The organism is Leifsonia sp. 466MF, from assembly GCF_900100265.1.
Taxonomy (GTDB): Bacteria; Actinomycetota; Actinomycetes; order Actinomycetales; family Microbacteriaceae; genus Leifsonia.
Genome location: NZ_LT629696.1, coordinates 3,361,326 through 3,387,458 on the forward strand (window position 1 = coordinate 3,361,326; position 26,133 = coordinate 3,387,458).

The 26,133-nt window shown below is 66.2% G+C and carries 19 protein-coding genes and 1 tRNA gene; 13 read left to right on the forward strand and 7 right to left on the reverse strand.

Annotated elements, in window-relative coordinates; genetic code table 11:
• The first annotated feature begins 3 nt into the window (after positions 1–3).
• The 6 genes from BLR91_RS15960 (at position 4) to BLR91_RS15985 (ending at position 6,676) form a co-directional block, all read left to right on the forward strand.
• Complete coding sequence (locus BLR91_RS15960) at positions 4–1,365, forward strand: extracellular solute-binding protein (protein ID WP_157694618.1); 1,362 nt, start codon at positions 4–6, stop codon at positions 1,363–1,365.
• Between the two features lie 66 nt (positions 1,366–1,431).
• Positions 1,432–2,418, forward strand: a complete 987-nt coding sequence (locus BLR91_RS15965; protein WP_089880236.1) for a carbohydrate ABC transporter permease — start codon at positions 1,432–1,434, stop codon at positions 2,416–2,418.
• Complete coding sequence (locus tag BLR91_RS15970; protein ID WP_197674298.1) at positions 2,418–3,344, forward strand: carbohydrate ABC transporter permease; 927 nt, start codon at positions 2,418–2,420, stop codon at positions 3,342–3,344. Before BLR91_RS15965 ends, BLR91_RS15970 begins: the two co-directional genes overlap by 1 nt.
• Entirely contained in the window at positions 3,341–4,237 is an 897-nt protein-coding gene (locus BLR91_RS15975) for an NAD-dependent epimerase/dehydratase family protein (RefSeq protein ID WP_089880230.1), read from the forward strand. Before BLR91_RS15970 ends, BLR91_RS15975 begins: the two co-directional genes overlap by 4 nt.
• Entirely contained in the window at positions 4,230–5,525 is a 1,296-nt protein-coding gene (locus BLR91_RS15980) for an enolase C-terminal domain-like protein (protein ID WP_089880226.1), read from the forward strand. The genes BLR91_RS15975 and BLR91_RS15980 overlap by 8 nt, the downstream gene beginning before the upstream one ends.
• Before the next feature lie 119 nt (positions 5,526–5,644).
• Positions 5,645–6,676: a LacI family DNA-binding transcriptional regulator gene (locus tag BLR91_RS15985; RefSeq protein ID WP_089880223.1), complete on the forward strand. Its 1,032-nt coding sequence runs from the start codon at positions 5,645–5,647 to the stop codon at positions 6,674–6,676.
• Positions 6,677–6,695: 19 nt separating this feature from the next.
• Here BLR91_RS15985 and BLR91_RS15990 read toward each other — a convergent pair whose 3' ends face one another.
• Complete coding sequence (locus BLR91_RS15990; protein ID WP_197674299.1) at positions 6,696–8,012, reverse strand: hypothetical protein; 1,317 nt, start codon at positions 8,010–8,012, stop codon at positions 6,696–6,698.
• Between the two features lie 189 nt (positions 8,013–8,201).
• Between BLR91_RS15990 and BLR91_RS15995 the strand changes: the two genes are divergently transcribed.
• The gene (locus tag BLR91_RS15995) at positions 8,202–10,523 is read left to right on the forward strand and encodes an FN3 associated domain-containing protein (protein WP_157694617.1); all 2,322 of its coding nucleotides are present in this window, start codon (positions 8,202–8,204) and stop codon (positions 10,521–10,523) included.
• A gap of 60 nt (positions 10,524–10,583) precedes the next feature.
• Positions 10,584–11,501 carry a nucleoside hydrolase gene (locus BLR91_RS16000; protein ID WP_089880216.1) on the forward strand — a complete coding sequence of 306 codons (918 nt, stop codon included), beginning with the start codon at positions 10,584–10,586 and terminating at the stop codon, positions 11,499–11,501.
• Here the strand turns inward: BLR91_RS16000 and BLR91_RS16005 are convergent.
• Positions 11,482–11,787: an NIPSNAP family protein gene (locus tag BLR91_RS16005; RefSeq protein ID WP_089880213.1), complete on the reverse strand. Its 306-nt coding sequence runs from the start codon at positions 11,785–11,787 to the stop codon at positions 11,482–11,484. The two genes, BLR91_RS16000 and BLR91_RS16005, sit on opposite strands and share 20 nt — an antisense overlap.
• An 87-nt stretch (positions 11,788–11,874) precedes the next feature.
• On the opposite strand from BLR91_RS16005, the gene BLR91_RS16010 reads away from it, so the two are divergent.
• Complete coding sequence (locus BLR91_RS16010; protein WP_231918957.1) at positions 11,875–13,041, forward strand: flavin-containing monooxygenase; 1,167 nt, start codon at positions 11,875–11,877, stop codon at positions 13,039–13,041.
• 125 nt (positions 13,042–13,166) lie between these two features.
• A complete protein-coding gene (locus BLR91_RS16015) occupies positions 13,167–14,057 on the forward strand; it encodes a hypothetical protein (RefSeq protein WP_089880208.1) in 891 nt (296 codons plus the stop codon).
• Between the two features lie 9 nt (positions 14,058–14,066).
• Here BLR91_RS16015 and BLR91_RS16020 read toward each other — a convergent pair whose 3' ends face one another.
• Together BLR91_RS16020 and BLR91_RS16025 are read right to left on the reverse strand one after the other, a co-directional pair.
• The gene (locus BLR91_RS16020) at positions 14,067–15,491 is read right to left on the reverse strand and encodes an NAD(P)/FAD-dependent oxidoreductase (protein ID WP_089880204.1); all 1,425 of its coding nucleotides are present in this window, start codon (positions 15,489–15,491) and stop codon (positions 14,067–14,069) included.
• Between the two features lie 179 nt (positions 15,492–15,670).
• A complete protein-coding gene (locus BLR91_RS16025) occupies positions 15,671–16,648 on the reverse strand; it encodes a helix-turn-helix domain-containing protein (protein ID WP_157694616.1) in 978 nt (325 codons plus the stop codon).
• Positions 16,649–16,888: 240 nt separating this feature from the next.
• Between BLR91_RS16025 and BLR91_RS16030 the strand changes: the two genes are divergently transcribed.
• The 3 genes from BLR91_RS16030 (at position 16,889) to BLR91_RS16040 (ending at position 20,176) form a co-directional block, all read left to right on the forward strand.
• Complete coding sequence (locus tag BLR91_RS16030) at positions 16,889–18,142, forward strand: acyl-CoA dehydrogenase family protein (RefSeq protein ID WP_089880198.1); 1,254 nt, start codon at positions 16,889–16,891, stop codon at positions 18,140–18,142.
• 109 nt (positions 18,143–18,251) lie between these two features.
• Positions 18,252–19,703 (forward strand): purine-cytosine permease family protein, encoded by a 1,452-nt coding sequence (locus tag BLR91_RS16035; RefSeq protein ID WP_089880195.1) that lies wholly within the window; start codon positions 18,252–18,254, stop codon positions 19,701–19,703.
• Positions 19,700–20,176, forward strand: coding sequence for a nucleoside deaminase (locus tag BLR91_RS16040; protein ID WP_089880193.1), 477 nt, complete (start codon positions 19,700–19,702; stop codon positions 20,174–20,176). Before BLR91_RS16035 ends, BLR91_RS16040 begins: the two co-directional genes overlap by 4 nt.
• A 379-nt stretch (positions 20,177–20,555) precedes the next feature.
• On the opposite strand, the gene BLR91_RS16045 is transcribed toward BLR91_RS16040, so the two are convergent.
• The 3 genes from BLR91_RS16045 to BLR91_RS16055 all read right to left on the reverse strand — a co-directional run bounded on the left by BLR91_RS16045 (position 20,556) and on the right by BLR91_RS16055 (position 26,127).
• Positions 20,556–21,359, reverse strand: coding sequence for a GAF domain-containing protein (locus BLR91_RS16045; RefSeq protein ID WP_157694615.1), 804 nt, complete (start codon positions 21,357–21,359; stop codon positions 20,556–20,558).
• Positions 21,360–21,534: 175 nt separating this feature from the next.
• Positions 21,535–25,515 (reverse strand): NACHT domain-containing protein, encoded by a 3,981-nt coding sequence (locus BLR91_RS16050; RefSeq protein WP_157694614.1) that lies wholly within the window; start codon positions 25,513–25,515, stop codon positions 21,535–21,537.
• Positions 25,516–26,053: 538 nt separating this feature from the next.
• Positions 26,054–26,127 (reverse strand) — tRNA-Met (locus tag BLR91_RS16055).
• Positions 26,128–26,133 lie beyond the last annotated feature (6 nt).

Below are 26,133 nucleotides of genomic sequence, written 5' to 3' on the forward strand. Positions count from 1 at the left end.
AGGATGAAACCAACGCGGAAGCTGGCTGTGATCACCGCCACCGGCCTCGCCGTCGCCGCTGTGCTCGCCGGCTGCTCGAGCTCGCCGAGCTCCGACAGCGCGAACGGCGCTGTGACCATCACCATCGGAGACCGGCCGGCGTCGTCGGACGCGGACAACCGGGCCTACTACGACAAGCAGGTGAAGGCGTTCGAGAAGGCGAACCCCGGCATCACGCTGAAACCCGTCGAGACCAAGTGGGACGCGACGACGTTCCAGGCCCTGGTCGCCGGCGGGAACCTGCCCGACGTCCTCAGCGTCCCGTTCACGGAGCCGCAGGGCCTGATCGCGCGAAGGCAGGTCGCCGACCTGACCGACGTGCTCAAGTCCTCCGGTCTCGCCGACGAGCTGAACCCGACGGTCCTCAAGGTGGCTCAGGCCGACAACGGACACACCTACGCCGTCCCGACGTCGGCCTACTCGGTCGGCCTCATCTACAACCGTGACCTGTTCGCGAAGAGCGGCCTCGACCCCGACAAGCCGCCGGCCACCTGGGACGAGTTGCGGGCCGACGCGAAGCAGATCACCGAGAAGACCGGAGTCCCCGGCTACGCCCAGCTGACCACCAAAGGCCAGGGTGGCTGGATGTTCACCACCCAGACGTACGCCTTCGGCGGCACGGTCGAGAACGCTGAAGGCACGAAGGCCACCTTCGATGGGACACCGTCGCAGGAGGCGCTGAAGGCGCTGCACGAGATGCGGTGGACCGACGGCTCGATGCCGTCCACGGCCCTCTACGATCTCGACGGCATGGCCCAGGCGTTCGCCGGCGGCAAGGTCGGCATGTTCATGTCCGCGCCCGATCAGTACCGCGCCTCCATCGTGACCAACGGCATGGACCCGAAGAACTTCGGTGTCGGGGGGCTGCCGCAGAACGGCGGCGACCACGGCACGCTCTCCGGAGGCTCGGTGCAGGTGGTGAGCCCGAAGGCCACCGCGGACCAGCAGAAGGCCGCGCTCAAGTGGATCCGCTTCTTCTACCTCGGCCCGTTCGAGAATCAGAAGGCTGCGGTCGACCAGGCGAAGGCCCAGGCGGCGGACAAGCAGCCCGTCGGTCTGCCCGGCCTGCCCGTCCTGAGCGCGGAGAAGCAGGAGACGTACAACGGCTGGATCAAGCCCTACGTCAACGTCCCCACCGCGAACTTCGCACCGTACGTGGCGGTCGCGAAGGACCAGAAGATCATCCCGGAGCCGTCGTCGCACGCGCAGGAGGTCTACGCGGCGCTGGACCCGGTGGTGCAGAGCGTGCTCACCGACCAGAACGCCGACATCCCGGCTCTGCTGTCGCAGGCGGCGAAGACCGTGCAGGGCAAGCTCGGACGCTGACGCCCCGTGGTCCGGCGCAGGGCTGGGAAGCCACGCGCCGGACCACCGCGTCCGGAAGGAGAGATCATGGCGCTGAGGGAGCAGACCCCGACGCTGAAGGAGGCGCCGCCGACGGCGACGTCCGGAGTGAGGGATGCGCGGCGCCGGTCGGCGCCGGCGAGGCGGCGCAACCGTGTCGTGGCGTGGTACCGGAGCGGCGGGCTCACCGTCGTCCTGTTCGCCGTGCCGATCGTCCTGATCTTCCTCTACTTCTCGTGGGGGCCGATCGTCAGCGGGCTCGTGATGAGCCTGCAGCGAACGAACCTGGTCGACCCCGCCACGTGGGTCGGGCTGGACAACTTCACGTACGTCCTCTCCGATCCGGGACTCGGCCAGGCGGCGATCAACACCCTCTACTTCACCGGCCTGGCGATCCTCTTCGGCTTCCCGCTGCCGATCCTCCTCGCGGTGTTCATCGCCGAGCTGCGCGGACGGTCGTGGATGTACACGACGCTCGTGTACCTGCCGGTGATCGTCCCGCCCGTCGTCTCCATCCTCCTCTGGAAGGTGTTCTACGACTCCTCGCCGAGCGGGCTGTTCAACTCGATCCTGGGGGTGTTCGGCATCCCGCCGCAGCCGTGGCTCGACTCGCCTGCGACCGCGATGCCCTCGATCGTGATCGAGGCGACCTGGGCGGGAGCCGGCACGGCGGTGATCATCTACCTGGCGGCCCTGACATCGGTGCGAACGGAGCTGTACGAAGCCGCCGAACTCGACGGCGCCGGCATCTGGTCCCGCGTGTGGCACATCACCCTCCCGCAACTGCGCGGCGTGATCCTCGTGATGCTGCTGCTGCAGGTCATCGGCACGATGCAGTTGTTCACCGAGCCGTTCCTCTTCACCGGGGGCGGTCCGCAAGGGTCGACGACGACGATCCTCCTCCTCATCTACAACTACGCGTTCGTCAGCGGCGACTACGGCGCGGCCACGGCCCTCAGCGTCCTACTGGCCGCCGGGTTGTGCCTGCTGTCGGCGATCTACCAGCTCGCGACGCGGAAATGGAGCAGCGACTGATGAGCGCACCGCTTCCCACCGGCACCCGGCGTCGCAGTCGTCCGGCCGCCGAGCGCAGCGTGATCTCCGACAGCGACCGCAGGCGACCGGCGGTGCGGATTCCACTCACCGTCGTCCAGGTCCTCATCCTGATCGGTCTGATCGTCGCCGGCCTCGGTCCGCTGCTGTGGCTGCTCAAAGCCGCCCTCTCCCCCACCCAGGACATCCTGCGCGACCCGCTCGCCTTCTTCCCGTCCGGCGTCGTCGAGTGGGGGAACCTCGCGACGGCCTGGAACCAGGGACACCTCGGCTTCTACCTCGGCAACACGGCCATCCTCGCCCTGGGCTCGATGATCGCGAATCTCTTCGTGTGCGCCACCGGCGCCTACGTGCTGAGCGTGCTCCGGCCGAAGTGGGGACCCGTGCTCTCCGGCGCCATCCTGGCGACCCTGTTCATCCCGGGAATCGTCTCGCTCGTCCCGCTCTATCTGACGGTGCTGAAGCTCCCGCTCGTCGGCGCGGATCTCACCAACACGTACTGGGCGGTCTGGCTCCCAGCCGCCGCGAACGGCTTCAACGTCCTCGTCATCAAGCGTTTCTTCGACTCCATACCGCGCGAGTACTTCGAGGCTGCGCGTATCGACGGCGCCGGCCATGTGCGGGTGTTCACCACGATCGTGCTCCCGCTGTCCCGCCCCATCCTCGGCGTGGTCGCCCTCCTCGCCGTCATCGCCTCCTGGAAGGACTATCTGTGGCCACTCCTCGTGCTACCGAACCCGGATCTCCAACCGGTCTCGGTCGCCCTGCCGAAGATCGCGCAGTTCAGCCCGCTGAACATCCAGCTGGCGGGCCTGTTCCTGGCCCTGCTGATCCCGGTGGTGCTCTTCATCGTCTTCCAGCGCTCGTTCCTGCGCGGCGTCGGGATGTCGGGAGGAGTGAAGGGATGACGGAGCTTCCCCGCCGCGTGCTGGTCACCGGTGCCGACGGCGCGATCGGCCGAGCCACCACGGAGCAGCTGGTCGCAGACGGCGTCGCCGTCACGGCGCTCTCCCTGAACTTCGATGGCGACAGCGCAGCCGACCGGGTCATCGCCGGCGACGCGCGCGACGAGGCCACCGTCGCGGAGGCGCTGGAGGATGTCGACGCGATCGTGCACCTGGCCGCGATCCCGCATCCGTCGCTCGGGACGCCGGCGACCGTCTACGGAACGAACGTCGTCGCCACGTTCACGGTGCTCGCTACCGCCGCCGAACGCGGCGTCCGGCGCGCCGTCGTGGCGAGCAGCATCAATGCGTTCGGCGTCCCGATGAACAGCAACGACGTGGAGCCGGCGTACTACCCGATCGACGAGGAGATCCCCACCGACATCGCGGACGCGTATTCGCTCTCCAAGACCAGCGACGAGACGACCGCGCGCATGATCTGGCGGCGCTGGGGCATGGACGTCGTCTGCCTCCGATTCCCGCTGATCAAGGATCGCGCCACCCTCGAGCGCGTCGCCGCCGAGGTCGAGCTCGACCCGGCGTCGATGGCGCGGGAGGGCTGGGCCTACCTCGACCTGCGCGACGGCGTGCGGGCCATCCGCTCCGCACTGACCTCCGCGCCGCCCGGACCTCACGTGGTCGGCCTCAGCGCCGACGATGTGCTGCCGGCCATCCCGGCCGCCGAGCTGCTGAGGAGGTTCGCGCCCGCTGTCCCGGTCCGCGGGCCGATCGCCGAGCACGGGCCGCTCATCGACACGTCGCGGGCGCGGGAGCTGCTGGGCTTCACCCCGCTGTACTCCATCCATCACGCGGACCCGCTCGAGGATCCGCTCGCCCTGGGAGCCGTGAATGCCTGAGACCGCCGTACTCGACCCCGTCGCCGACCGCGACTTCCGCACTTTCGACCAGCCGTGGCCCGCGCGGGAGGATGTCCGGATCACCGGCGTGCGCGCCATCGTGACGGCGCCGGAAGGCACACCCCTCGTGGTGGTGCGGGTGGACACGGACACGGACGGCCTCTACGGGCTCGGCTGCGCGACCTTCACGCAGCGCTGGCACGCGGTGGTCGTCTTCGTCGAGCAGCACCTCGCACCTCTCGTGGTCGGCCGCTACCCGGGCGACATCGGCGACCTCATCCGGCTGGCGCGGTTCTCGGGATACTGGCGGGAGGGCCCCGTCGGCAACAACGCCATCTCAGGGCTCGACATGGCGCTGTGGGACATCGCGGGCAAGCGGGCGGGGGCGCCCGTGCACGAACTGCTCGGCGGCAAGGTCCGTGCGGCGGCCGACACGTACATCCATGCAGGAGGGGCGGGCGTGGAGGACGCGCTCGACCAGGCGGAGGAATTCCTCGCCCGGGGGTGGCGGCACATCCGGCTGCAGTCGGGCCAGGCGGGTATCGGCACGTACGGAGCTCCGCCGATCGCGGGCGTCGCGCGAGCCGGGGCGCCGTACCCGCGCGGCTGGGATGTCGGCGAGTACCTCGCGGCCGCCCCGCAGCTCTTCGCCCGGACCAGGGAGCGGCTCGGTGACGGAGTCGAGCTCCTGCACGACGTCCACTCCCGGCTGACACCGAAGGAGGCGGTCGTGCTCGCGCGATCGCTGGAGCCCTACCGGCTCTTCTTCCTGGAGGATGTTGTGGCGCCCGAGCACTGGGACCGCCTGCCGGACGTGCGCGCGCAGTCGCCCGTGCCGCTCGCGGTCGGTGAGCTGGCGACGTCGGTGTCGGATGCCGCACGGCTGATCACTTCGGGCGGCGTCGACTTCATCCGCTCGCACATCTCGGCCGTCGGCGGGCTCACCCCGGCCAAGAAGCTCGCCGTGCTGGCGGAGTTCTTCGGGGTGAAGACCGCCTGGCACGCCCCAGGCGACACCTCGCCGGTCGGCGCGGCCGCCAATGTGGCACTGGATGTGACCTCCGCCGCCTTCGGCATCCAGGAGGGGCACGTCTACAACGACGCGACCCACGAGGTGTTCCCCGGCACCCTCCGCATCGTGGACGGCTGGCTGCGCCCGAACGAGGACCCGGGATGGGGGATCGACATCGACGAGGCCGCGGCAGCGCGGTTCCCGGCCGGGTTGTCGGGACACGACGAGTGGGCTGCCGGGGTCCGCGGGCTCGACGGCGGGCTGATCGCACCGTGACCCCGGCCGACGCGCACCGTCGTGGATGGCGCGTACAGCGACCACCTCGTCCGGTGCGGTGCGTCATGCCATCATGAGGGAGCCGATCCGTCGGGACGGCCCACAGGAGGAGGACAGGGATGGGTGACCGCGCGAGCATGAGCGATGTCGCGCGCGCGGCAGGTGTCTCGGTCTCGACCGCCTCACGCGCGCTGCGCGGCATCGGCCGCATCTCCCCCGAGACCCGCGCTCGCGTGATCGACACGGCCGCCCGCCTGCAGTTCGAGCCCGACATGATCGCCCGCTCGTTCGTGACCGGCAAGAGCTTCATCGTCGGCGTGCTCGCCGAGAACGGCTTCGGCCGATTCAGCATGCCGCTGATCATGGGTGCGAGCAACCATCTGGGCCGTGAGAACATCGCGGCCGTCGTGCTCGATGCGCAGGGGCGGCCACGCGTGCTGGCCAGCTACCTGAAGCGGCTGCGCTCGCGCCGCATCGACGGCATCCTCGTGGTCGGCGACGACCCCAATCGGGCCAGCCTGGTGCTGTCGGAGGAGTTCTCGGTGCCGGTGGTGTTCGCCTCCTCATCGGCCACGCCGGAGACCGACTACGTCGTCGCCCCGGACAACCGCGAGGCGGGCCGGGTCGCGGCGGAGCACCTCATGGGTCTCGGGCGGCGCCACATCGCACACGTCACGGCCACGCTCGGGGAGCCCGCCGTCGCCGCGCGCTCCGCCGGCTTCACGGACGCCCTGCGCGACGCCGGCCTCCAGCCGGCCTTCGACGCCCCTCTCTTCGGCAGCTACCTACGCGAGTGGGGTGCCGAGTCCGCGCGGCGCATCCTGGCCGGGGGCGCACGGGTGGATGCGGTGTTCGCCGCGAACGACGAGATCGCCGTCGGCCTCTTCTCGGAGTTCCACCGGGCGGGGGTCCGCGTGCCCGATGACATCGCGATCGTCGGCTACGACAACCGGATGGGCGAGGTCAGGCGCCCCGACCGTCCACTCACCTCCTTCGACCCGCTTCTGGGCAAGGTCGGGGAGGAGGCGGCGGCACGCCTCCTCCGCGTGCTGAACAGCGACGACGAGGCCGGGATCGAGTACGTACAGCCCGAGTTCATCGTCGGTCGCTCCACGGTCGGGCCGACGCTCGAGCCGTACGACCTCCTCTGAGCGCGACTTCCCCGCCGGATCAGACGTCCGGGTGGGCGGCGACGAACGAGCGGTACGCCGAGTACGGCGGGTCCATGTGCGTTCCCGCGTCGTCGACCAGCCCCCACTGCGTGCCGCCGTCGAGTTCGTAGAACATCGACGACAGGAAGCCCTCGGTGTTCCGTCGCGGCCCGAACTCGGCGAGCTGGGCGGAGATGTAGGAGGCCCGGTGACTCTGCGACTGATTGGGGTCGGAGTTCCACTCGGTCAGCAGGAACGGCACGCCATAACGGGCCTTGCAGTAGATCGGCAGATCGAAGGACGGGCCGGCTCCGTCGGTACCGATGCGGAAGATGTCACCGTCTCCCTCGTAGTTGTGCCACGTGGTGAGGTCCCAGCGGACCGGGGGATGGCCGATCGAGCCGTCCGGCTGCCACCCCTCCCACAGCCCGTCCGCGGCGGCGACGTCCGACTTGCAGAAGTTGATGCCGCACTGAGCGCCCGGCTGCACGCTCTTGACGCCATCGATGAGCCCGCGCATCAGCCCGCGCATGAGCGGCCAGTTGTCGTTGTCGAAGTCGATCAGTTTGGTCCCTGCGTCCGCCTCGTGCTCCGGCAGGATGATGGCCGAGTTCCTGGTCAGTTCGTTGCCGCACTCGAACATGGTCACTCCGTGCGGTGTCAGAGCGTTCGCGACGGCTTCCCCGATCGAGTGACCCGAGTCGTAGGCGGCGTCCTCGGAGGCGTACATCGCCCCGCTCGAGTCCTCCAGGCCCGAGTCGATGACGGGCAGGACGGTGATTCCCGAGGCGCCGAGGGACTGCGCGAGTGTCGTCACCGGCCCCAGGCTCGCCGGGTCGTCGGTGCAGTTGACCCGATACACGGTGCACCCCAGGTCGGTCATCAGGCTCGCGATGAGCGCGGGACTCTGGGGGGTGTCGTGATGCCCGTTCATCCCGTAGAGCATTCCGGCGGGAACGGACAGCGGAATGCGAGGGTCGGTGCAGTGCAGCCAGGCGTCGTTCCAGCCGGCGTACCACTGGCCGCTCGTGTTGACGCAGTAGATCACTCCGCCGTACCAGAGCAGGAGGGCGACGTCGTAGGTCACGCCAACGGTCGAGCCGTTGCGGTAGATGACCCCGCCCGACACCGTCCAGACATCGCCGCCGTTATCGGTGATCGAGGTTGCGGACGGGATGGTGGTGCCGTCCGGAGACGCGTTCGGCGAGTCGCCCATCCGGAGCCTGGGGGTCGGCGCCGCGAGGACCGGCCCGACGTCGAGGGCGCCGAGAACCGCTCCCGCGGTCAGTGCCGTCGCGCCGAGGAAGACCCTCCTCGACATGCTGCGTTCGTTCATCCTGAGCCTCCATCGCCTCATACCTGATGACATCTGCGCAATCGCTTGTGCACCACAAGAGTGCACCGACGCCGCGATGCCGTCAAGAGCCCGAGAGAAGCGATTGACACGCCATCGCGCGGCCACTAGTCTGACCGCGCCGCGAGATATGGCGGCACATCACCTTCTCGAACGATGGAGTTCCGCGTCATGAAGAAGCATCCGCTGTACCTCCTGGCATCGACGGCCGCCGCCGGCGCGCTGCTGATAGCCTCATCTGCGCAAGCCTTTGCGCACACCAACCCTCCGACATTGCCGACCGCCCGCTCGGCGGCCGCCACCCCGTCGGAGTGCCCGGCCACCACGCCCAATCCGACGACGGACAATGTGAAGGATTACCAGCTCGCGTCCAACACCATCGGCCCGGGACGCTGGTCCTACGAAGCACTGAGCGACACCGGTGCCACTCTGCTGCAGAAGGGCGGCTCCGGCGCCTTCGCCGCCGACGAGTGGGCGCTCGATCTCACCAAGCCCGAGCACGCGTGGTACGTCAAGGCGGACGGCTCGATCGGCACCGACTGGCGGCCCATCGCGCAGACCTACACCGTCCCGGATGAGGCCGACGGCAAGCCTGTCCACCTCACCGGATCGTTCACCTCTCTCGGCGGCCGCTTCCGCATCCTGCTGGCGCACGACGGCGACAGCGCCGCCATCGCCGGCTCGCTGCAGGAGCTCTTCACGTACACCGGTACGTCCACGAATTTCGATAAGACCTTCACGGCCGCGAAGGGCGACGACATCCTCTTCGTCAGCGACTCCGTGCAGACGTGGTGGGTGCCAGGCAAGCTCCAGGCCGACATCACCTCGGAAGTGAATCAGCCTGCCGCGCCGGTCACTTCGTCGCCCGCGCCCGGCACCATCGACGTGAGCACGCCGGTCACGCTGACGACCAAGACCGCCGGCGCCTGCATCCGTTACACGACCGACGGGAGCGACCCCGCCACCTCGGCGACGGCCATCACCTACACCAAGCCGGTGCCGATCACTGCAGACACCGACCTCAAGGCGGTCGCGATCGGGGTGGGCGGCGCGCCCAGCACGGTCAGCGACCTGCCGTTCGTGCTGAACGAGCCCTTCCGCGCCTTCGCCGGCGTCAACCAGGGACCGACGTCGGCCGCCAATGTCGCCGACATGCAGTGGGGCCGGCAGGACTTCGACTGGGGCACGATCGAACCGGAGAAGGGCAAGATCGACCATGCCGCCCTGGACAAGTACGTGCAACAGTTCACGGACGCCAAGGCGCACGGGGTGACCATCCTCCCGGTGCTCGCCTACACCGCAGGCTGGGCGGCGAACCGAACGGGCTACAGCTACGAGTTCCACGGCAAGACCTATCAGTACGGTCCCGTCACCGGCACAGAGGGCTGGAACTTCATCCGCCAGCTGAAGGTCACGGACTCCTCCGGAAAGGTGATCTCGGACGCGTCGGTGCAGACCAACATCGGCCGCACTCCCCCGCAGGATCCGAAGGACTGGGCCGACTTCGTGAAGCTCGCCGTCGACACCCTGAAGCCGCTCGGCATCACGTACTTCCAGGTGTGGAACGAGGCCTACCCCGGCTCGGGCTTCTGGGAGGGCGGCATGGACCAGTACATGCAGGACATCCAGCTCCCCGCCGCCAAGATCATCCACGCGGCGGGCATGAAGGTGGTCTACGGAGGCTGGATCTGCGGCGCCCCGCTCAGCGAGTACATCGCACTGCTCGACAAGTGGAAGGCCTGGAAGAGCATCGACGTCTACGACATGCACTACATGCCGATCGGTACGATGCAGACGATCTACGCCGCGGCGCAGAAGCGCGGCATCAAGAATCCGTCGGTGTGGCAGACGGAGATCGGCTTCACCACCGAGGACAAGTTCATCGCCGACATCTACCCGCGCGTCTTCCACTGGGCACTGTCCAAGGGCGGCAGCAACCCCGACCAGGTCAAGCTGATCTACTTCGCCGACTGGTCGCCGAACGACCCGGCCGCCTTCGGCTACAACCGCACGATCAAGAGCGGCGACGGGCTCAGCACCAAAGGCAAGACGCTCGTGACGCTCGCCGACCTGCTCCGCGGTTCGAAGGCGACGACCTACGACAGCTTCACCACGGATCCGGGCCTCAAGCCCGAGCTGAACGAGGCGCTGTCGACAGCGAACGGGTTCCTGCTCGACGGCAAGCGGATCGTGCTGGCCATCGATCTGAAACGCCAGAACCAGGCCGACATCTTCGAGGACCAGAACACGGGTGACACCATCCACCTGGACTTCGGCGAGCCGACCATCACCGTCACGCTCCGCAACGTCCACAACGTGAAATCGCTGGACCGGGTCGATCTGCTCGGCAACCGAACGCCGCTGACCTGGACGTCGGCCGGCCGGAACGCCATCCAGGTGCAGGTGCCGATCCGGGACACCGACCCGACGGTGCACGACCTGAACCAGACCGAGAACGAGGACGTGTTCTACCTCTCCGTCAACCAGGGCTGAGGCCCAGCGGCGCGCCCGTGTCGATCCCCGATACGGGCGCGTCGCAGCCCGGGAGAAACCATGCACCGCCTCATCATCGAGACCGACCTGTTCAGCGACGTGGACGACGTCGGTGCCCTGGCCATTGCGCACGCTCTCGCCGACGATGGCCGGTGCGAGATCCTTACCGTCGGCGTCAACACGCCGAGCGTCTACGGCGTCCCTGCCGCACTCGCCGTCAACGGGTTCTTCGGGCGACCTGGCATCCCTGTCGGGCGCTTCCCCCTGCAGGACGAGTCCGTGTCCGAGCCCGACTATGCGAGGTTCATCACCGAGAACTACGTGGTTCCTCCGGCCGAGGACGCTGAGCTCGCCGTGACGGTTCACCGCCGCGCACTCGCCGAGGCGGCGGCCGCATCCGTGACCGTCGTATCGATCGGCTTCTTCGGCAACCTGCGCGACCTGATCGAGTCGCCGCCGGATGACATCTCCGACCTCGACGGCAGATCGCTGGTCGCGGGTGCGGTCACTCGGCTGATCGTCATGGGCGGCCGGTTCCCCGAGGGTCACGAGTTCAACATCGCCCACGACCCGGTCGCCGCGGCTTTCGTGCTCTCTCAGTGGCCGACACCGGTGGAATTCGTCGGCTGGGAGACCGGCTTCGAGGTCGTCACCGGCCGGGGCCCGTCTCGGGACAGCGAGCACAACCTCGTCGGCGCCGCCTACCGGAGATTTTCCGGAGAGGACTCCGGCCGCGCGAGCTGGGACCTCATCGCGATGCACTACGCCGTCGTCTCCGACCCGGACCTGTATGTGCTTTCGCCGCGGGGAAGGCTGACGGTGGAGCAGGACGGGTGGACCCGCTTCGTCACTGACGACCTCGGCCCCCACCGCCATATCTCGCTCGCCGCCGAACCGGCGCGGGTGGGCGACGCCCTCGATGCCCTGCTCGAGCGGTCCACCCGCGCGAGACGGCTCCCTACTCGAACACCGGCGTGAGGAAGCGGCGCTCGTACCGTCGGATGCACCCGGTGTCGCGGGCGAACTGGAAGGCCTCCTGGCACTCGGGGTCCGATGCGGACGCCTCGCGGTAGCGCTCGTAATCCGCCAGGGACGGGAAGGTGAACAGGGCGAAGGCTTCGTCGCTGTCGCCTTCGCTGGGCATGAAGTACCCGTGGTGGGTCCCGCCGAGCTTGTTGACGAGGCGGATCCAGCGCTGCCCGTACTCGGTGAAGTCCGCCAGCTTGCTGTCGTCGATCTCGTACCGCAGGTGAACGGTGATCACGGATGCTCTCTCTCGTCGGTCAAAGGGGCGAGCCCATCCTGGCAGAGGGTGCGGCCGGCGCGGGTCGGCGGAGCTAAGGTGGCTCGCGTGAGCGCCCACGCCCTCCCCCCTCGTGTTCCGGCGGTGGTGATCGGGGCCGGCCCCGCCGGTCTCGCCGCTGCCGCCGAACTGAAGCGCGCGGGCGTCGACGCTGTCGTCATCGACCGGGCCGACCGGGTCGGGGCGAGCTGGGCCGGCCATTACGACCGCCTCCATCTGCACACTGCGCGCAGGCTCTCCGGACTGCCCGGCCTCCGCATCCCGCGCCGCTACGGTCGCTGGGTCGCGCGCGACGACGTGCTGCGCTACCTCGCCCAGTACGCCGCCGTGCACGATCTCGACATCCGACTCGGAGTCGCCGCTCTGTCTGTCGAGCGGCCGGAGGACCAGTGGCGGGTCGCCTGGAGCAGAGGAGACGAACGCGGCGTGATCGCGGCCGACACCGTCGTCGTCGCGACCGGCTACAACCACAGCCCGAAGATGTCCGATTGGCCCGGGCTGGGCGATTACTCCGGCACGGTCCTGCATTCGAGCGCGTACCGGAACCCCGCATTGCTCGGAGCTCGCGACGTGCTCGTCGTCGGGCCGGGCAACAGCGGAGCGGAGATCGCCGCCGACCTCGCAGAGGCAGGTGTCACGGTTTCCCTGGCGGTTCGTACGCCGCCCAACATCGTGCGACGCGCCGTGCTGGGCATCCCCAGCCAGGCACTCATCCTGTCGATGGCGCCGCTCCCCCTGAAGGCGCAGGATGCGCTCGCCGGCGCGCTTCAACGAGTGGCTGTCGGCGACCTGCGCGCGTACGGCATCCCGAAGGCGCCACGCGGGATCGCCACCCAACAGGCCCGCGACGATGTCACGCCGACGCTCGACGTGGGTCTCCTGCGGGCCCTCAAGGCCGGTCACGTCACGGTCGTGGCGGCCGTCTCGAGGTTCACCCCGGATGCCGTGGTTCTCGCCGACGGCACCGAACTGCATCCCGACGCCGTCGTCCTCGCGACCGGGTTCCGCCGCGGCCTCGAGTCGCTGGTCGGCGGTCTCGGCGTTCTCTCCCCCAACGGTCGTCCGCTGATCAACGCGGACGCTCAACTGCCCGCCTACCCGGGCCTGTTCTTCCTCGGATACTCGAATCCGCTGACAGGCAACCTCCGCCAGCTCGGGATCGACGCCAGAAAGATCGCCGCTGCGACGACGAGCACCATCGAGTCGGACCGGTGAGCGGCAGCGGGATACTGTACCGTTCTGGTCATTGCATGTCGCCTCGGGGGGAGCGCTGTTTCATGTCATCGTCACGTCATGGTCCGACGTCTGTGAGTCCACGCGGCCGAGCCGAGTCACTCGTCATGGGAGGGGCGCTGGGCTTCGCATCCGGAGTCGTCGGCCTGCTGCCCTGGCTCGTGACGGGCGGCCGCCTTCCGCTGCAGAACCTCTGGCAGACCGACACGCCGCCGGACGAGATGCCGTTCGCACTGCTGCCGGTGAGCCAGTACTCCGCCACGACGCTCCTGGTCCTGCTCCTGGTGGGCGGGGTGCTCGCGGGCGGCGCGACCCGGCTGCTGCATCGGACCGGACAGGTGGAGGCGTGGAGCGTCTCCATCGGACTGCTGCTCCTCCAGTTCGCCGCCCTCCTGCAGGCGTTCGTGGTGATCGCCGACGGGTTGGGCATCGGCCGGCCCGGCGTCGATAGCCGCGCCTCGCTCTACTTCGCCGGGATGCTCGGGGGCACGATCGTCTCCGTGCTGTTGGCTCAGGGACTGTTCTGGCTGGTCTCCCGGCGCGCCGTCGGTCCCGCGGCGCTGGGGCTGGTGCTGGCGGCGGTCCCTGTCACCTCCTGGATCGTCGGCGCCGTCACGGCGTTGGTCGGCCCGTACAGCGTCGCGCTCGCACTCGGGTCGATCTTCCACTGGCTGCCCGCCGTCATCGTCGGTGCCGTCCTCGGGTGGTGCGGCGTGGTCCCGCTGCGCCGCCTCGGCGTGTGGGTGGTGGGGCTGATCGCGCTCTGGGTGACGCCCGCCGTCTTCACGGCCGTCTCGAACGCGCTCGGCATGCGGGTGCTCGACGGCGACCTCCGAGAGATGGCGCAGATCGCCGTCAAGATCTTCCCCGCCGCCCTCGACATCGGCGTCGGCCCGGTCATTCTGGCGGCGCTGCTGGGGGCGGCCATCGTCGTCGTCCGCTGGGCCATCGCCCGCGGTGGACGCAGACGCGAGACGCTCGCCGAGCCCGAGGCGTGAGAACGCCGGTCACGAATCGAACGAGTATCCCAGGGCGTCCGCCACCTTCAGGATCACGCCGTCGCGACCGCCGTTCCGGTCGGAACGGACGATCTCCCGCTTGATCACCGCGACGGCCGCCGAAGCGACCGGCTCCGGAGGGATGGGGAGCGGTTTGGTCCGCACCAGCCGCGTCCGGGTGATCTCGGTGTCCGCGCCGTCGAGCAGCTCGAGCATCACCTTCGCCGCAAAGCGGGTGGCCGCGACGCCGAGGCCGGTGAAGCCGCTGCTGTAGGCGACTTTGTCTCCCATCGCCGTGCCGTGGAATGCCACCAGCCGACTGGACATGTCGATCATGCCGCCCCACGCGTGCGTGAACGTGATGTCACCGAGCTGCGGGAACGTCCGCAGGAAGTGGTCGGCGAGGCGCCGGAACGTCTCGTCCCGCACGTCGTACGACGGCTTGATCCGGCCGCCGGGATGGTACACGGCGTCGTAGCCGCCCCAGAGGATCCGGTTGTCGGCCGACTTCCGGTAGTAGTGGAACTGGCGGGAGGAGTCGGTCATCCCGAAGCGCTCCGTCCAGCCGATCGCCTCCAGCTGCTGCTCGCTCAGCGGCTCCGTCATCAGCGCATAGTCGTAGACGGGGATGGTGCGGAACCGGTTCCGGCGCAGAAGCGACGGGAAGCCGTTGGTGGCCAGCACGACGCGTCGCGCCGACACGACACCGCCGGTGGCCGTCGCACGCACGCGATCGCGCTCGTCCGACAGCCCGCGCACCGGAGTGCGCTCGTAGATCTTCACGCCAAGACTCAGGCACGCCTGCTTGAGTCCCCACGCCAGCAGCGCGGGATGGACCAGGGCCTCGCCGTCGCGTTCGAAGAGTCCCCCGCGGAAGAGCGGCGACGTCACGTAGCGCCGGAGCGCACCCTCGTCCAGGAACTCGCTGTGCTCTCCGGCCGCCTCCCGGAGCGCGGAGACCTGATGCGGTTCGGTGGCGACGGTCAGGACGCCGGTCGCTTCGTACTCCGCCTCGATGCCGTGCCGCTTCAGGTCGGCGGCGAATTCGACCCAGTTCTCCATCCCGAGCCGGTCCAGGGTCTCGAGTTCGGCCGGGAAGTACCGCTCGCCGTTCTCGGAGCCATGCGTCAGGCTCGCCTCGACGAAACCGCCGTTGCGTCCGCTCGCGGCCCAGCCCACCTCCTTGCCCTCCACGAGGACCACCTCGAGGTCCGGCTCGCGCTCCTTCGCCAGGAGAGCGGTCCACAGGCCGCAGTAGCCACCGCCCACGACCAGAAGGTCGGCGCTGACGTCGCCCGACAGCGCCGGTCGCGCGGCGGGCCGGCGCGGGTCGTCGAGCCAGAACGAGACGTTCTTCGCACCGCGGAGCGCACGGTCGATGACGGCGGGGTCGCTGCGGAGGTCGAGGTCGTAGGCGGGAATCGGTGCGGACACGGGGTCTCCTGTGGAAGCGGTGGCGCTGGACGCTCTGCCCACCTTCCACACTAGGAGAACGCATCCCGTGGAGGCTCGGACAGTGCGTCGGCATTCTGCGTCGGCCGCAACAGGTTGTCGCGGCGCACGCCTGAAGGCAGCGTTGATCGATGCGTTGCTGAGCGACGTGGCCTGACCGCTCAGCGCGTGACGCGCACCCCGGAGGCGATCAATGGGCCGACAGCCCGCGGTGCAACACCGAGATGTTGGCGGAATGCTCGATTGAGGTGCGAGAGGTCGCTGAATCCCCACTTCGCTGCCAGAGAGGTCAATGTCGTGCGACCTTCCATGGACACGATGTCATCGGCGCACTTCTCCACCCGCAGATGCATCACGGTTTGGCTGAATGTGAGGGGCGCACTCTCGTAAATCTGATGGAGCTTCCGCACGGAGATTGCGAAGTGATGGGCGATCGCGCCAGGCGAGGTGTCGCCGTATTGAAGATGCCGTACGACGAAGTGCTCGATGCTGCTGCGTAGCGCCTCGTCGCGAGCGGGCTCTCCCGTGAAATCGTCGGACGGCTTCGCCTCAGCCAACACGCCGACGAGCGCCGCGATCGCTGTGCCCGCTGTGGTCGCCTGCGTATCGGTCAGTTCCGCGGCCCGCGCCCATGCTGAGCGCATCGTGTCGGCGAGCACCGCTCCGATCCCGCGCCCGGCCGAGAAGGGCCGCGCAATCATGTCGTCGGTGATGCCGCCGGGGATCCGCGCGGATGGCACGCGGAACGAGATCGTGCGCCAGGGGTCGATGTAGTCGAGACGGAACGGGCGCGTTGCATCGACGATCGAGAACGTTCCGGGGCCCGACATCGTCTCCTGCGACCCTTGGCTGACCAGACAGCGACCGCGCAGCATCAAGTTGATGAACACCACCCCATCGGAGACGCGCGCGACCTCCTCGTCTCCGTGGCGCATAGTCTGCACGCACGTGCCGATCTCCGCCCCGTTGACGGCGCCGAACGCGTGAGAATCGACCCAGCCCTCGAGGCCCGCCTCCCGCCAGGAGTCCCGCGAATCTCGGGCCGTCGGCCGAAGTGGGGTGAAGGCCTCGCATACAACTTCGCGCCAATACGCGTATTGCTCGGATGCGGGTCGGTCGGTCGTGTTCCACCGTTGCACAACTCCACTCCCTTCCGCCGTCTGCGGACCCCTTGCGATGCGAGGGCTACAGAACCAGCAGACCAATCCAATGTTTCCGTTTGCTTCGTCGCGAGTTTCCGCGCTGTAACCGATCGCTCACATTCCCGTCGTCTGCACTGTCATCCCACCCGCACTGCACGCTCATACAATTCGCCGCATGTTCGAGCCTGGGACGCTACCCGAACCGATCCCCGACCCAGCAGAATTGGAGCCACCCCGATGCCCATCGATTTCACACTCTCCGACGAACAACTCGGTCTTCGTCTCCAGGCGCGCGAGTTCGCCGAGACCGTTCTGAAAGGCGTCGAGAGCGCTATTGCTCCGGCAACCGATCCCCTGGTCCGATTCCGCTCGCTCAAACCCTTCTACCAGCAGATGGTCGACGCAGGATTCGTCAGCGGTCTTGTCCCCGCCGAGAACGGCGGGAACCGCTTCAGCAACCTGGAGTTCGCACTCGCTTGTGAAGAACTGGCCAGGGTGGACGTCAACGTTCCATCGGCCATCCTCGGCACCGGTCTCGGACTGTTTCCGATTATCGCGGCAGGTACGCCCGAGCAGAGGGAGCGCTTCTTCGCCCCCTTCCTGGACGGCAGCCCGGCACTCGCCGCCATTGCCTTCACCGAGTCAGCGGGCGGCGCGAACTTCGATCACCCGGATCCCCGGTACGGAGTTCAGACCTTCGCCGTCCAGGATGGCGACGAATGGGTCATCAACGGCAGCAAGGCTTACACCACGAATGCCTCCGGGTGGGACGACGGGGGCGCGGACCTGATCAGCGTGGTGTGCCGGATCGACGAAACGAAGCCTCCGGAGGAGTCGCTGGCGATCATCGTGGTGGAGAAGGGGACGCCGGGAGTGGAGATCACCGGGATCATCGACACCGTCGGCCACCGCGCAACCAACTCACCGGTTGTGGAGTTCCGGGACGTGCGCGTGCCGCTCTCCAACCTGGTCGGCGCGCCCGGCGACGGTCTCAGCCTGACGAAAGGCTCCTTCTCCTGGACGTGCTCGAGCATCGGCGCGGCAGCCGTCGGCAAGATGCGTGCCGCCTTCGAGCTCGCGTACGACTTCGTCAAGACCGAAAAACGATCCGGAAGCGTGCCGGTAATCGAGCACCAGAACGCGGGCTACATGCTCGCCGACATCAAAACCCGGATCGAGGTGGGACGCTACTTCGCCTGGAAAGCTGCCGACCACTTCGATAAGACCGGAGGGCTCGATCGGGAGTTGTCGAACATGGTGAAGATCTACAACTCGGAGCTTTCGGTGCAGACCGTCTACGACGCGATGCGCTTGGTCGGCGTCGACTCGTACGGAGATCGCTCGGAGCTCGGTGGAATCATGCAGGATGTCCTCTGCTTCCCGGTCTACGACGGCGGCAATATGGGCGTCCGCCGGCGTCACCTGCACGAATTGCTTCGCAACCCCCGCTACGACCACCTGGCGGCGGGCGAGAACCGTCTCTCAGCCTAGGTCGACCGCTGGCGGTGAGCACGGGGCTTGTGTTTGCCTCATGTAAACAACATGTGACTTTTCCGTCCGCGAAGAAGCTCGCCGGATCGGATCTTCCTATGCTGCCTCCATGACCACTTCCCCCACGGTAGGGATAGCGCCCGCCGACGCGCAGCATGTCAGCGTCACCAGCGTCGAATCGGGCGGCATCGAAGCCATTCCGCCGGAGCGCCGGCACGGTTCTCCATGGCAGCTTTTCGCCACCTGGACCGCCCCGAATCTCGAGTTCGCGACGATCTTCGTCGGCGTGATAGCGGTGGCGTTCTTCGGGCTGGGCTTCTGGCAGTCGATGACCGCGCTCGTCTTCGGCACGGCGCTCGGCGCCCTCACCCAGGGCATCCTGTCGACCTGGGGTCCCCGTGAGGGGCTCGCCCAGATGGTGATCGGCCGCACGGCATTCGGCAGCCGCGGCAACATCCTGCCGTCGGCCCTGAACACGGTGATGGCCGGGCTCGGTTGGTTCGCGGTCAACTCCGTCAGCGGCGCTTTCGCACTCACCACACTGACCGGGATGCCCGCCGTGCTGTCGCTGCTGATCGTCGTCGTCGTCGAGGTGGTCGTCGCCTTCATCGGCCACGACCTGGTGCAGCTCTTCGAGCGGTACGCGACCTACATCCTGGGAGCGATCTTCCTGGTCGCGACGATCACCGTGTTCGCGCATGCGAACCTCGGCGCTCCGGTCAAGGGCGGCGGCTTCAGCTTCGCGGGCTGGACTCTGACCGCCGCTGCCGCGTTCGGCTATGCCGCGGGGTGGAACCCCTACGCGTCCGACTACAGCCGGTACCTTCCCGCGAACTCCAGCCGCCGGGCGATCGGCTGGGCGGCCGGTCTCGGCAACTTCATCAGCTGCGTCGTGCTCATGGCCGCGGGCGCGGCGGCGGCGACGATCGCGGGATTCAACCCCGACGATCCGACGGCCTCATTCACCGCCCACATGCCGGTCGTCATCCGCGACCTCACCCTGCTCGCCATCGCCGTGGGGGCGATCGCGGCGAACGCGCTCAACATCTACTCCGGGGCGATGTCGTTCCTCGCCGCCGGCATCAAGATACCGTTCGCCTGGCGCCGTGCGATCGTCGCGCTCGGCTTCGGCGTCATCGGGTTCTTCATCGCGTGGAGCGCTCTGCCGGACGCGGGAGCGAAGTACGAGAACTTCCTCCTCGTCATCGCCTACTGGATCGCGCCGTGGCTCGGCGTCGTCCTCACCGACCGACTCCTGCGCCGTGGCACCGAGATAGCGAGCCTGGTCACGAGCCACGCGAATTACCGCAACCCGGCGGGTTGGATCTCGCTCCTGGTCGCGGGCGCGGTGTCGATCTGGCTGTTCTCGGCTCAGACGTTCTACACGGGCCCGATCGCAGCGGCAGCGCCGATCGGCGACCTGACGCCGCTCGTCGGGTTCGTGCTCGCGGCCGCGCTCTACTGGATCCTGTTCCGCGCCTTCAAGGTCCGGCTCGGCGCCTCTCTCGCGACGGAACCGTCGGTGATCGTCGGGGTGGACGCCGCGGACACGGTCGCGTGAGCGCCGCCGACGCGGATGGCCGCGTCTACACGACGGACGCCGAGAAACTCTCCGTCGCGACGGCGGAGGCGCGGCGCGGCGCGGGGGCCGGTGGCATCCCGATCGGCGCCGCGCTGTTCGACAGCGAGGGCAGACTGCTCGGCAGCGGTCACAACCGCCGGGTGCAGGACGGCGACGCCTCCATGCACGCCGAGACGAACGCCTTCCGCAACGCCGGACGCCAGCGCAGCTACCGCGACACGGTCATGGTCACCACCCTGTCGCCGTGCTGGTACTGCTCCGGCCTGGTCAGACAGTTCGGCATCGGCCGGGTGATCGTGGGCGACGACCGCAACTTCCTCGGCGGCCAGGACTGGCTGGCAGAGTACGGCGTGGAGGTCACGGTCGTCAACAATCCAGAGCTGGTCGCGATGATGGGTGCATTCATCGAGTCCAACCCCGAGCTGTGGAATGAGGACATCGGGGAGGAGTGAGGAGCGCGGGTCGAGCCCTGTAGCGAGGGCGGGATTCGAACCCGCGAACCACGATCAAGGGCGGTGCGGGTTATCGCAAGCCGACGCCATACGCCCGGGCGAACTGCTCCAGGCCCGCGTCGTATAGCCCGGACGATCGAATGTTGTATGGCCAGCTAGCGGTTCTTTCGCGACCAAAAGGGTCGACGCGCTCGTTCGGCTCGCGCTACCCGCACGGCAGCGGCAAATATTTCGTTGACGGTCGCCTCGCTGGTGAGATCTGGCGTTTCGATCTTCTTATACTCGGGCACACGAACCCGCCCAATCGAGCCACCCGCTGCATCCGCAACCGATACTGTGCTCATGCTCAAATCCTACCCTCCTTTACCTGTACCACGCCCTAAGATCTGCCGCTGAGCGGATACGTAAGAGCGAAGGCAATGGCAAGTATCTCGGCGACCACCGACACGATCTGCTTCTCGATGTCACCGAACTGACGTGCACTCGGCGAGTCTACGTTGAGCATCCCGAATGAGTAACCGTCGTTACTGACGATAGGAATCGACACAAAGGAGAGCCACTCCGCAGTTTCGCGGTCCCAGCCAGGCGGCCCCTCAACCGTCCGATCGTCGATGATGAGGATCTCACCGTTCTTGACTCGTTGAAGTGCCAGGTCCGCCGCGGTTCTGCCAGCAAGAAACTCTCCAGGACGCTCACCGCGCCCCCCGTAGCCAACGACACGGAGCGCATCGCCGTTCGCGGACATTCCATAGACTCCGGTTCGTGCCGAATCGACGTGTCGAAGGAGAAGTGTTGAAAGCGCCCATGCCGCAGCGTCAGCAACAACCTTAAGGTGAGCCTCACGCTCGCCTACCGGCATATCGGGCATCTCCGAAACCTTCGCGAGCACTGGTTTCAAAGCATCTTTCATTGCTACCTGGAAGTTCGCCGCGTCGTGAGTATTTCGAGCCTCAGTCAGATCTACGCGCCACCCCCACAGGACTTGGGCGGCGATGCCAGCGATGATCAAGACCCCGCCAAGTAGGGCGAAGAACCATGCCCAAGCGAACCCGGGCCAGATGTCGCCACCAGCATCCTTACGAGCCTCGAAAACGAAACCGCCAGCGACAACCACCCCGAGAACAAAAACGCGAAGCACGGTCAAGCCAAATCGCTTCCAGCTCCCCGGTACCCGTCTTGACATGCGCAAAATGTTATTGCAGTTCGCGCAGCGCAACATGCGACACCCAGTTCGAGCGAGTGCCCTGCAGGCTTAGCCGCTTGGCTGTTGAAACTTCCAGGAGCGTCGAGGGCCACGCACCCTCCAAGCGATGCGATGGCGGACAAAAAGCGTCAGGACGCCCCTTCGGAATCTGTCGCTACTCGAGTCTTAGCCTTTCAGCGACTTCGTACATTCTCTCAGCGATTCGCGGGTTGGCATCCGCGGCGACAAACGAAGTCCGCGCGGCGATATGGACGCCATTAGGTAGTTCGTCGTCATCTAGCACTCGCAGAAACCACATTGCACCGAAGACGCGATCGTCAGAACAGGCGATCGCGCGGAGATGCGAATCGAGCGAACCTGACCAGAGCGCTTCAAGCGAACTGTCCACTACGGCGCACGCTTCCGCGACGATGCCGTACGAAAGATCCGGTCTCGAAGCCATCGCACTTTTCAGTACTGCCCGCTCACACGTGACAATCAGACTCGGCTTCGAGTGAAGCGCTAGCCGCAAGGCACCCGCCGCCTCAGTCGCCTCGTCTAGTCGGCCGAGCAAGAAATCGGCATGGGCTTCGTCCATGTAACGCGAGTACCAATCGCGAGCACCAAGAGAACGGATGAGATCGCCACTGGGCCGATCGTGGGAGGGCTCGGCGAGGTTAATCCACGGGAGCCAATGTGGTCCAAGAACCGAATCCGCAGCGATTGGACTCACCAGCTCAAACAGCTCGTTGCGCAACTCTGGTGTGAGCAACGTGGGATCCTCGAGGCGCGCGCTCGCAATAAGGCTTGCCAGAAATACGGCGACGTGACCCAAGGCTTGCTCGGCAGTCCCCCGGGCGGCGAAGGCGCGGACTATCCTCACCTGTTGATCGAGTTCCGCTGCATCAGTCGGGGTGCCCGCGAGAAATGTAAACCCTTCGTGCGCGTAACCTTCCCCTGGGACGAACGGCCAGAGCGGCGTGCCCGACGGGGATTTAGCGAGACTCGACACGAAAGCTTCGGTCACCGGAAACACGGCGCCCCACTCGTTCTGCGCCGCGTACCAATGGTCGACTTCGCCTAGTTCGCCGCGACGAGACGCCGCGGCAAGCTGCAAAAGCGCAGTTGTGCGAGATGTCGAAGTCGTGGCAGCAATCCGGTCGGCGTACTGGGCGCATGCCACGAACGGCCAGGGGGTGACCTGGGGTGCGCTGTCATTATCGCTAGCACTGAAAGCCTCCAGAGCATCGGCAAGACTTGAGCTCGATGGATTAGCGGCGAACTTCGCGATTTCGATGGACGCGCGCCATTCGTAGTCGTCTGACTCAATCCCGGCGAGCCACTGCCATGCCTCCGTGTTTCCTCCGAGCGGGTAGAAGAAGACCGTTACGGCTGACTCCTTCGAGCGAGGGCTGCCGAAGTCAGGGCGATCGCGGATGTTGGCTCCCGAAAGAACGGAGAGGTTTCGCATCCACTCAGGCGAGGGCGTTTCGTGGCTGCGCAGGATTGACCTTGTACCCAGTCGAGCGCGTTCCTCGTAGAACATTGTTGGCGGGGCAGTAAGGAAGCAGTTCCCCACTACTTCTCCCATTCCTGAGTCCCAAGTGTCCCAGGCCCATTCGATCAGCGCCGCCCGCAAATGAGGATCCGCCTCATCGAAGATTCTTCGCATGGCTTTATCCGCGCGGTCGGCGTGCTCACTACGAATCATGGCCAGCAGTGCGACCCGGTTAATAGAGTGCACGGCGCTCATTGCGTTCACCGATTCCAGCTCGTCCCAAAGGAGGCTGGCGTAGTCGGTGGAGGCCAAGAAGAGCAGCTGTCTAACGTCGACGCTCCTCGCCTGCGACAGCGCCCGAAGTGCATTCTGGACAAGACCCCGGGCGTACCTTGGCATCGACAGGCAGCTACCATCGCGCAGAATATCGATCGCGAGGTCGGCTCCAGGCAACATGAGCTGGGTGGTCTTGTCGTCAATATTGAGGCGCTCGCAAGACAGGACAATTTCAGCTCTCAGATGCTCCTTGTGGGCAAAGACGCTTCCGATCGCGAAAAGAACGACATTCCGCCAATAGGGCGTCCTTGCACGCGCTTCAATCTCACCAATGACATCGGTTTCGGGAAGGTTCACCAGATACTCGGCAGCCATAAATTCTTGAAGGCTTCGCAACTCGAAACCGATGCGGTCGGCTTGAAGTTTCGCGAGAAATACCAGTCGATCTGTAACGAGGCGCGTGAAGTCATCGACGAGGGCAGCCGCCTCCACCGGCTCGTGCCCTTGCTCTCGGAATCGTTCGGTCAGGAAGAGATTGAACTCGTCGATCGTCAACGAAGAGGTGGTTTCTCCAACGGCCGCTCCACGCGTTTGGAGTTCGAATCCGATTCGTCGATGGAGATAAACCACATCGGACTCATAGCGCTGCACCAGTTCGCTTAGCTCGCCGCTCTTCTCTTGCTCGCGTTCCGAAATCACGTTGTAGTACGCCGAATATAGACGCGAGCGATCATTGGGTGCCTTGCCGAGTTTCTCCAGCAGAACCTCCAAGATCGTGACCTGCAGTGGCGACTCAAATAGTCGCGACGTGTGCTCTTCCCTACTGGCGCGCCTGAGCCGCTCCATCACTTTTTCGGCATTGGTTGTGCCCTCTCCCATCCTGAGTGAGACGAGACCTTCCGCATACGAGATGGCTTCGGTGACGGTGAGCGCGCTGAGCTCGAAATGTTGGTATTCGTTCGGCGAGAACTCCTCGCCGTAACCTTGGGGGCGCGTGGTCGCCACTGCGGCGACGTCCGCTCCCAGCCCCGCCACATCGATGAAGAAATCTCGGATAGCGGTCATGACTTGTTCGCGGTTACTGGACGCGGGCACTTCATCCAACCCGTCAATGAGAAGGAGCCACGGATATCTCTGCAGCCACCTCCGCACCATCATGGAATCAACGGGAACCGAAGACCTGTCGGATACCCGCGACGCGACGTAATGAAGTAGGGAGTCCTTCGGGCTTTCGGCAAGGTGGTCAGCGAGCTCAGAGAGGACTATACGGACTGGCCACCTACGCGCTCGAATCTCGGGTAGACCGAGTTTCTGGCGTCTTGCCTCTACTCTTGCAGCGGTATCCCTGACATCAGCGACTTCGACGCTCGAACCTCTGAGGAACTCGGCACGGAAAAGCTGAGCGAGCCATTGCGTAACAGTGCTCTTTCCTTGCCCGGGACCTCCTACCAGCACCGTACGGTTGGAACTCCGCCTGTCGCCGCCAATAGCATCCGCTCCCCGGTTGAACTCATTCACCAGGTACGTAACAATCCCCGAACGCTCCCGCGCCCTCTCCCGGTCAGTTTCAGCGATGTCGAAGTATTCGGAGGGGTCCACATCCTCGTCGTCTTCGTCGTCCGTGACAGAATCGGCAAGGTCATCAGATTCGCTAGTATCCACGGTGGCCCAAGGCTGAGGGGGCAGACTTGCTGGGAGATCCACAAAGACGTCACCCATGGTCACTCGACCATCTCCGGAGGTCCCAGCCTGTGTGAGATTGATGATGTTCTCGTCGATGAGCAGCCGTGCGGTGTAGCCGGTCAATGCCTCTCCGAGCGTGCGCTCGGTATCATCTACTTGCGACAGCATCGCCGCGATAACGTCTCCGGGCGTAAGGAAGGCAGCATAGCGCCGGCGAATGTCTTCTGCATCGTCGAGCTGAGTGATCAGCTCGTGGTAATCCCAAAGTTGAACTTCTTTGATCGGTAGGTCGGCCTCAGAAACGAGGCGTGATAGTTCTGCTCGGATATCGTCCTTACCCGCCCCGGGCACGGAAGAAAGCCTTACGTTCGTAACGAACAGCAAGTATTCGGGCTTTTCGTAGCGCTTCGAATCGGGGCGTGTCCACTCAGAAATCTCTTTGCGCACGACGGACTTGAGCCAGGTTAGGTTGGCACTCACATCTGACGTGTGGACTTTGAACTTAGCCTGCAGGACTCCGTAACCGTTCCAATCATTGGACCTGCCGAATGATGGTGCTTCGCCGTTCCAGATGGCTTCTCTTCCACCATCAGGTCCGTCTCCGAAAACGCTCAATTTCGGGCCAATTTTTCTGGCCAGAAGCGCCTGCGTTAGATGCTCGAAGTTACGGGGGCCCAACGAGTCGAGGTTGTAGTCCATGGTGTTGATCATGGCTTACGCGCGACCCTCCGGTCTGCACCGCATTCGGGGCAGGCTGTTTTGGGGTCGAGTATTGAACCACGGACCGTGCACCCGCAGAATCGCGAAACCATTTCGGCGCCGCCCTCGTTTGTGTTAGTCGTCTGTTGAATATCACCGCGAGCGACCCTAATAGGTTGGCGCTCGAGAGCACCGCGCGTACCACGAGCGTGTACGCGGCACGCAAGGCCGTGCTGGCCGCCCACCCTCGGGTCTGGGTGTCCGAGCTGAGGGACAGGTCGCCACGCCGATGATGCTGCAGTGATGAGCGCGGAACTGAAGGTTGCGTTCGAGTCCGTGATACCGCGACGAGAGACGAGCCACCGCGAGGAGATGGCATCGGTCGCGTTGTTCCTGGCCTCAAACGACTCGAGTTTCGCCAAGGTCCTCGAGCTGGTAGCCGACCGACGCGCCACCGCGATCTGGCCGCCCTCCTGTCCCCGACAACCAAGAAACGGCGGCTGATCATCAGCCGCCGTTTCCGTGTTTCAAGAACCTGTAGCGAGGGCGGGACTCGAACCCGCGACACCACGATTATGAGCCGTGTGCTCTAACCACCTGAGCTACCCCGCCGTGGCA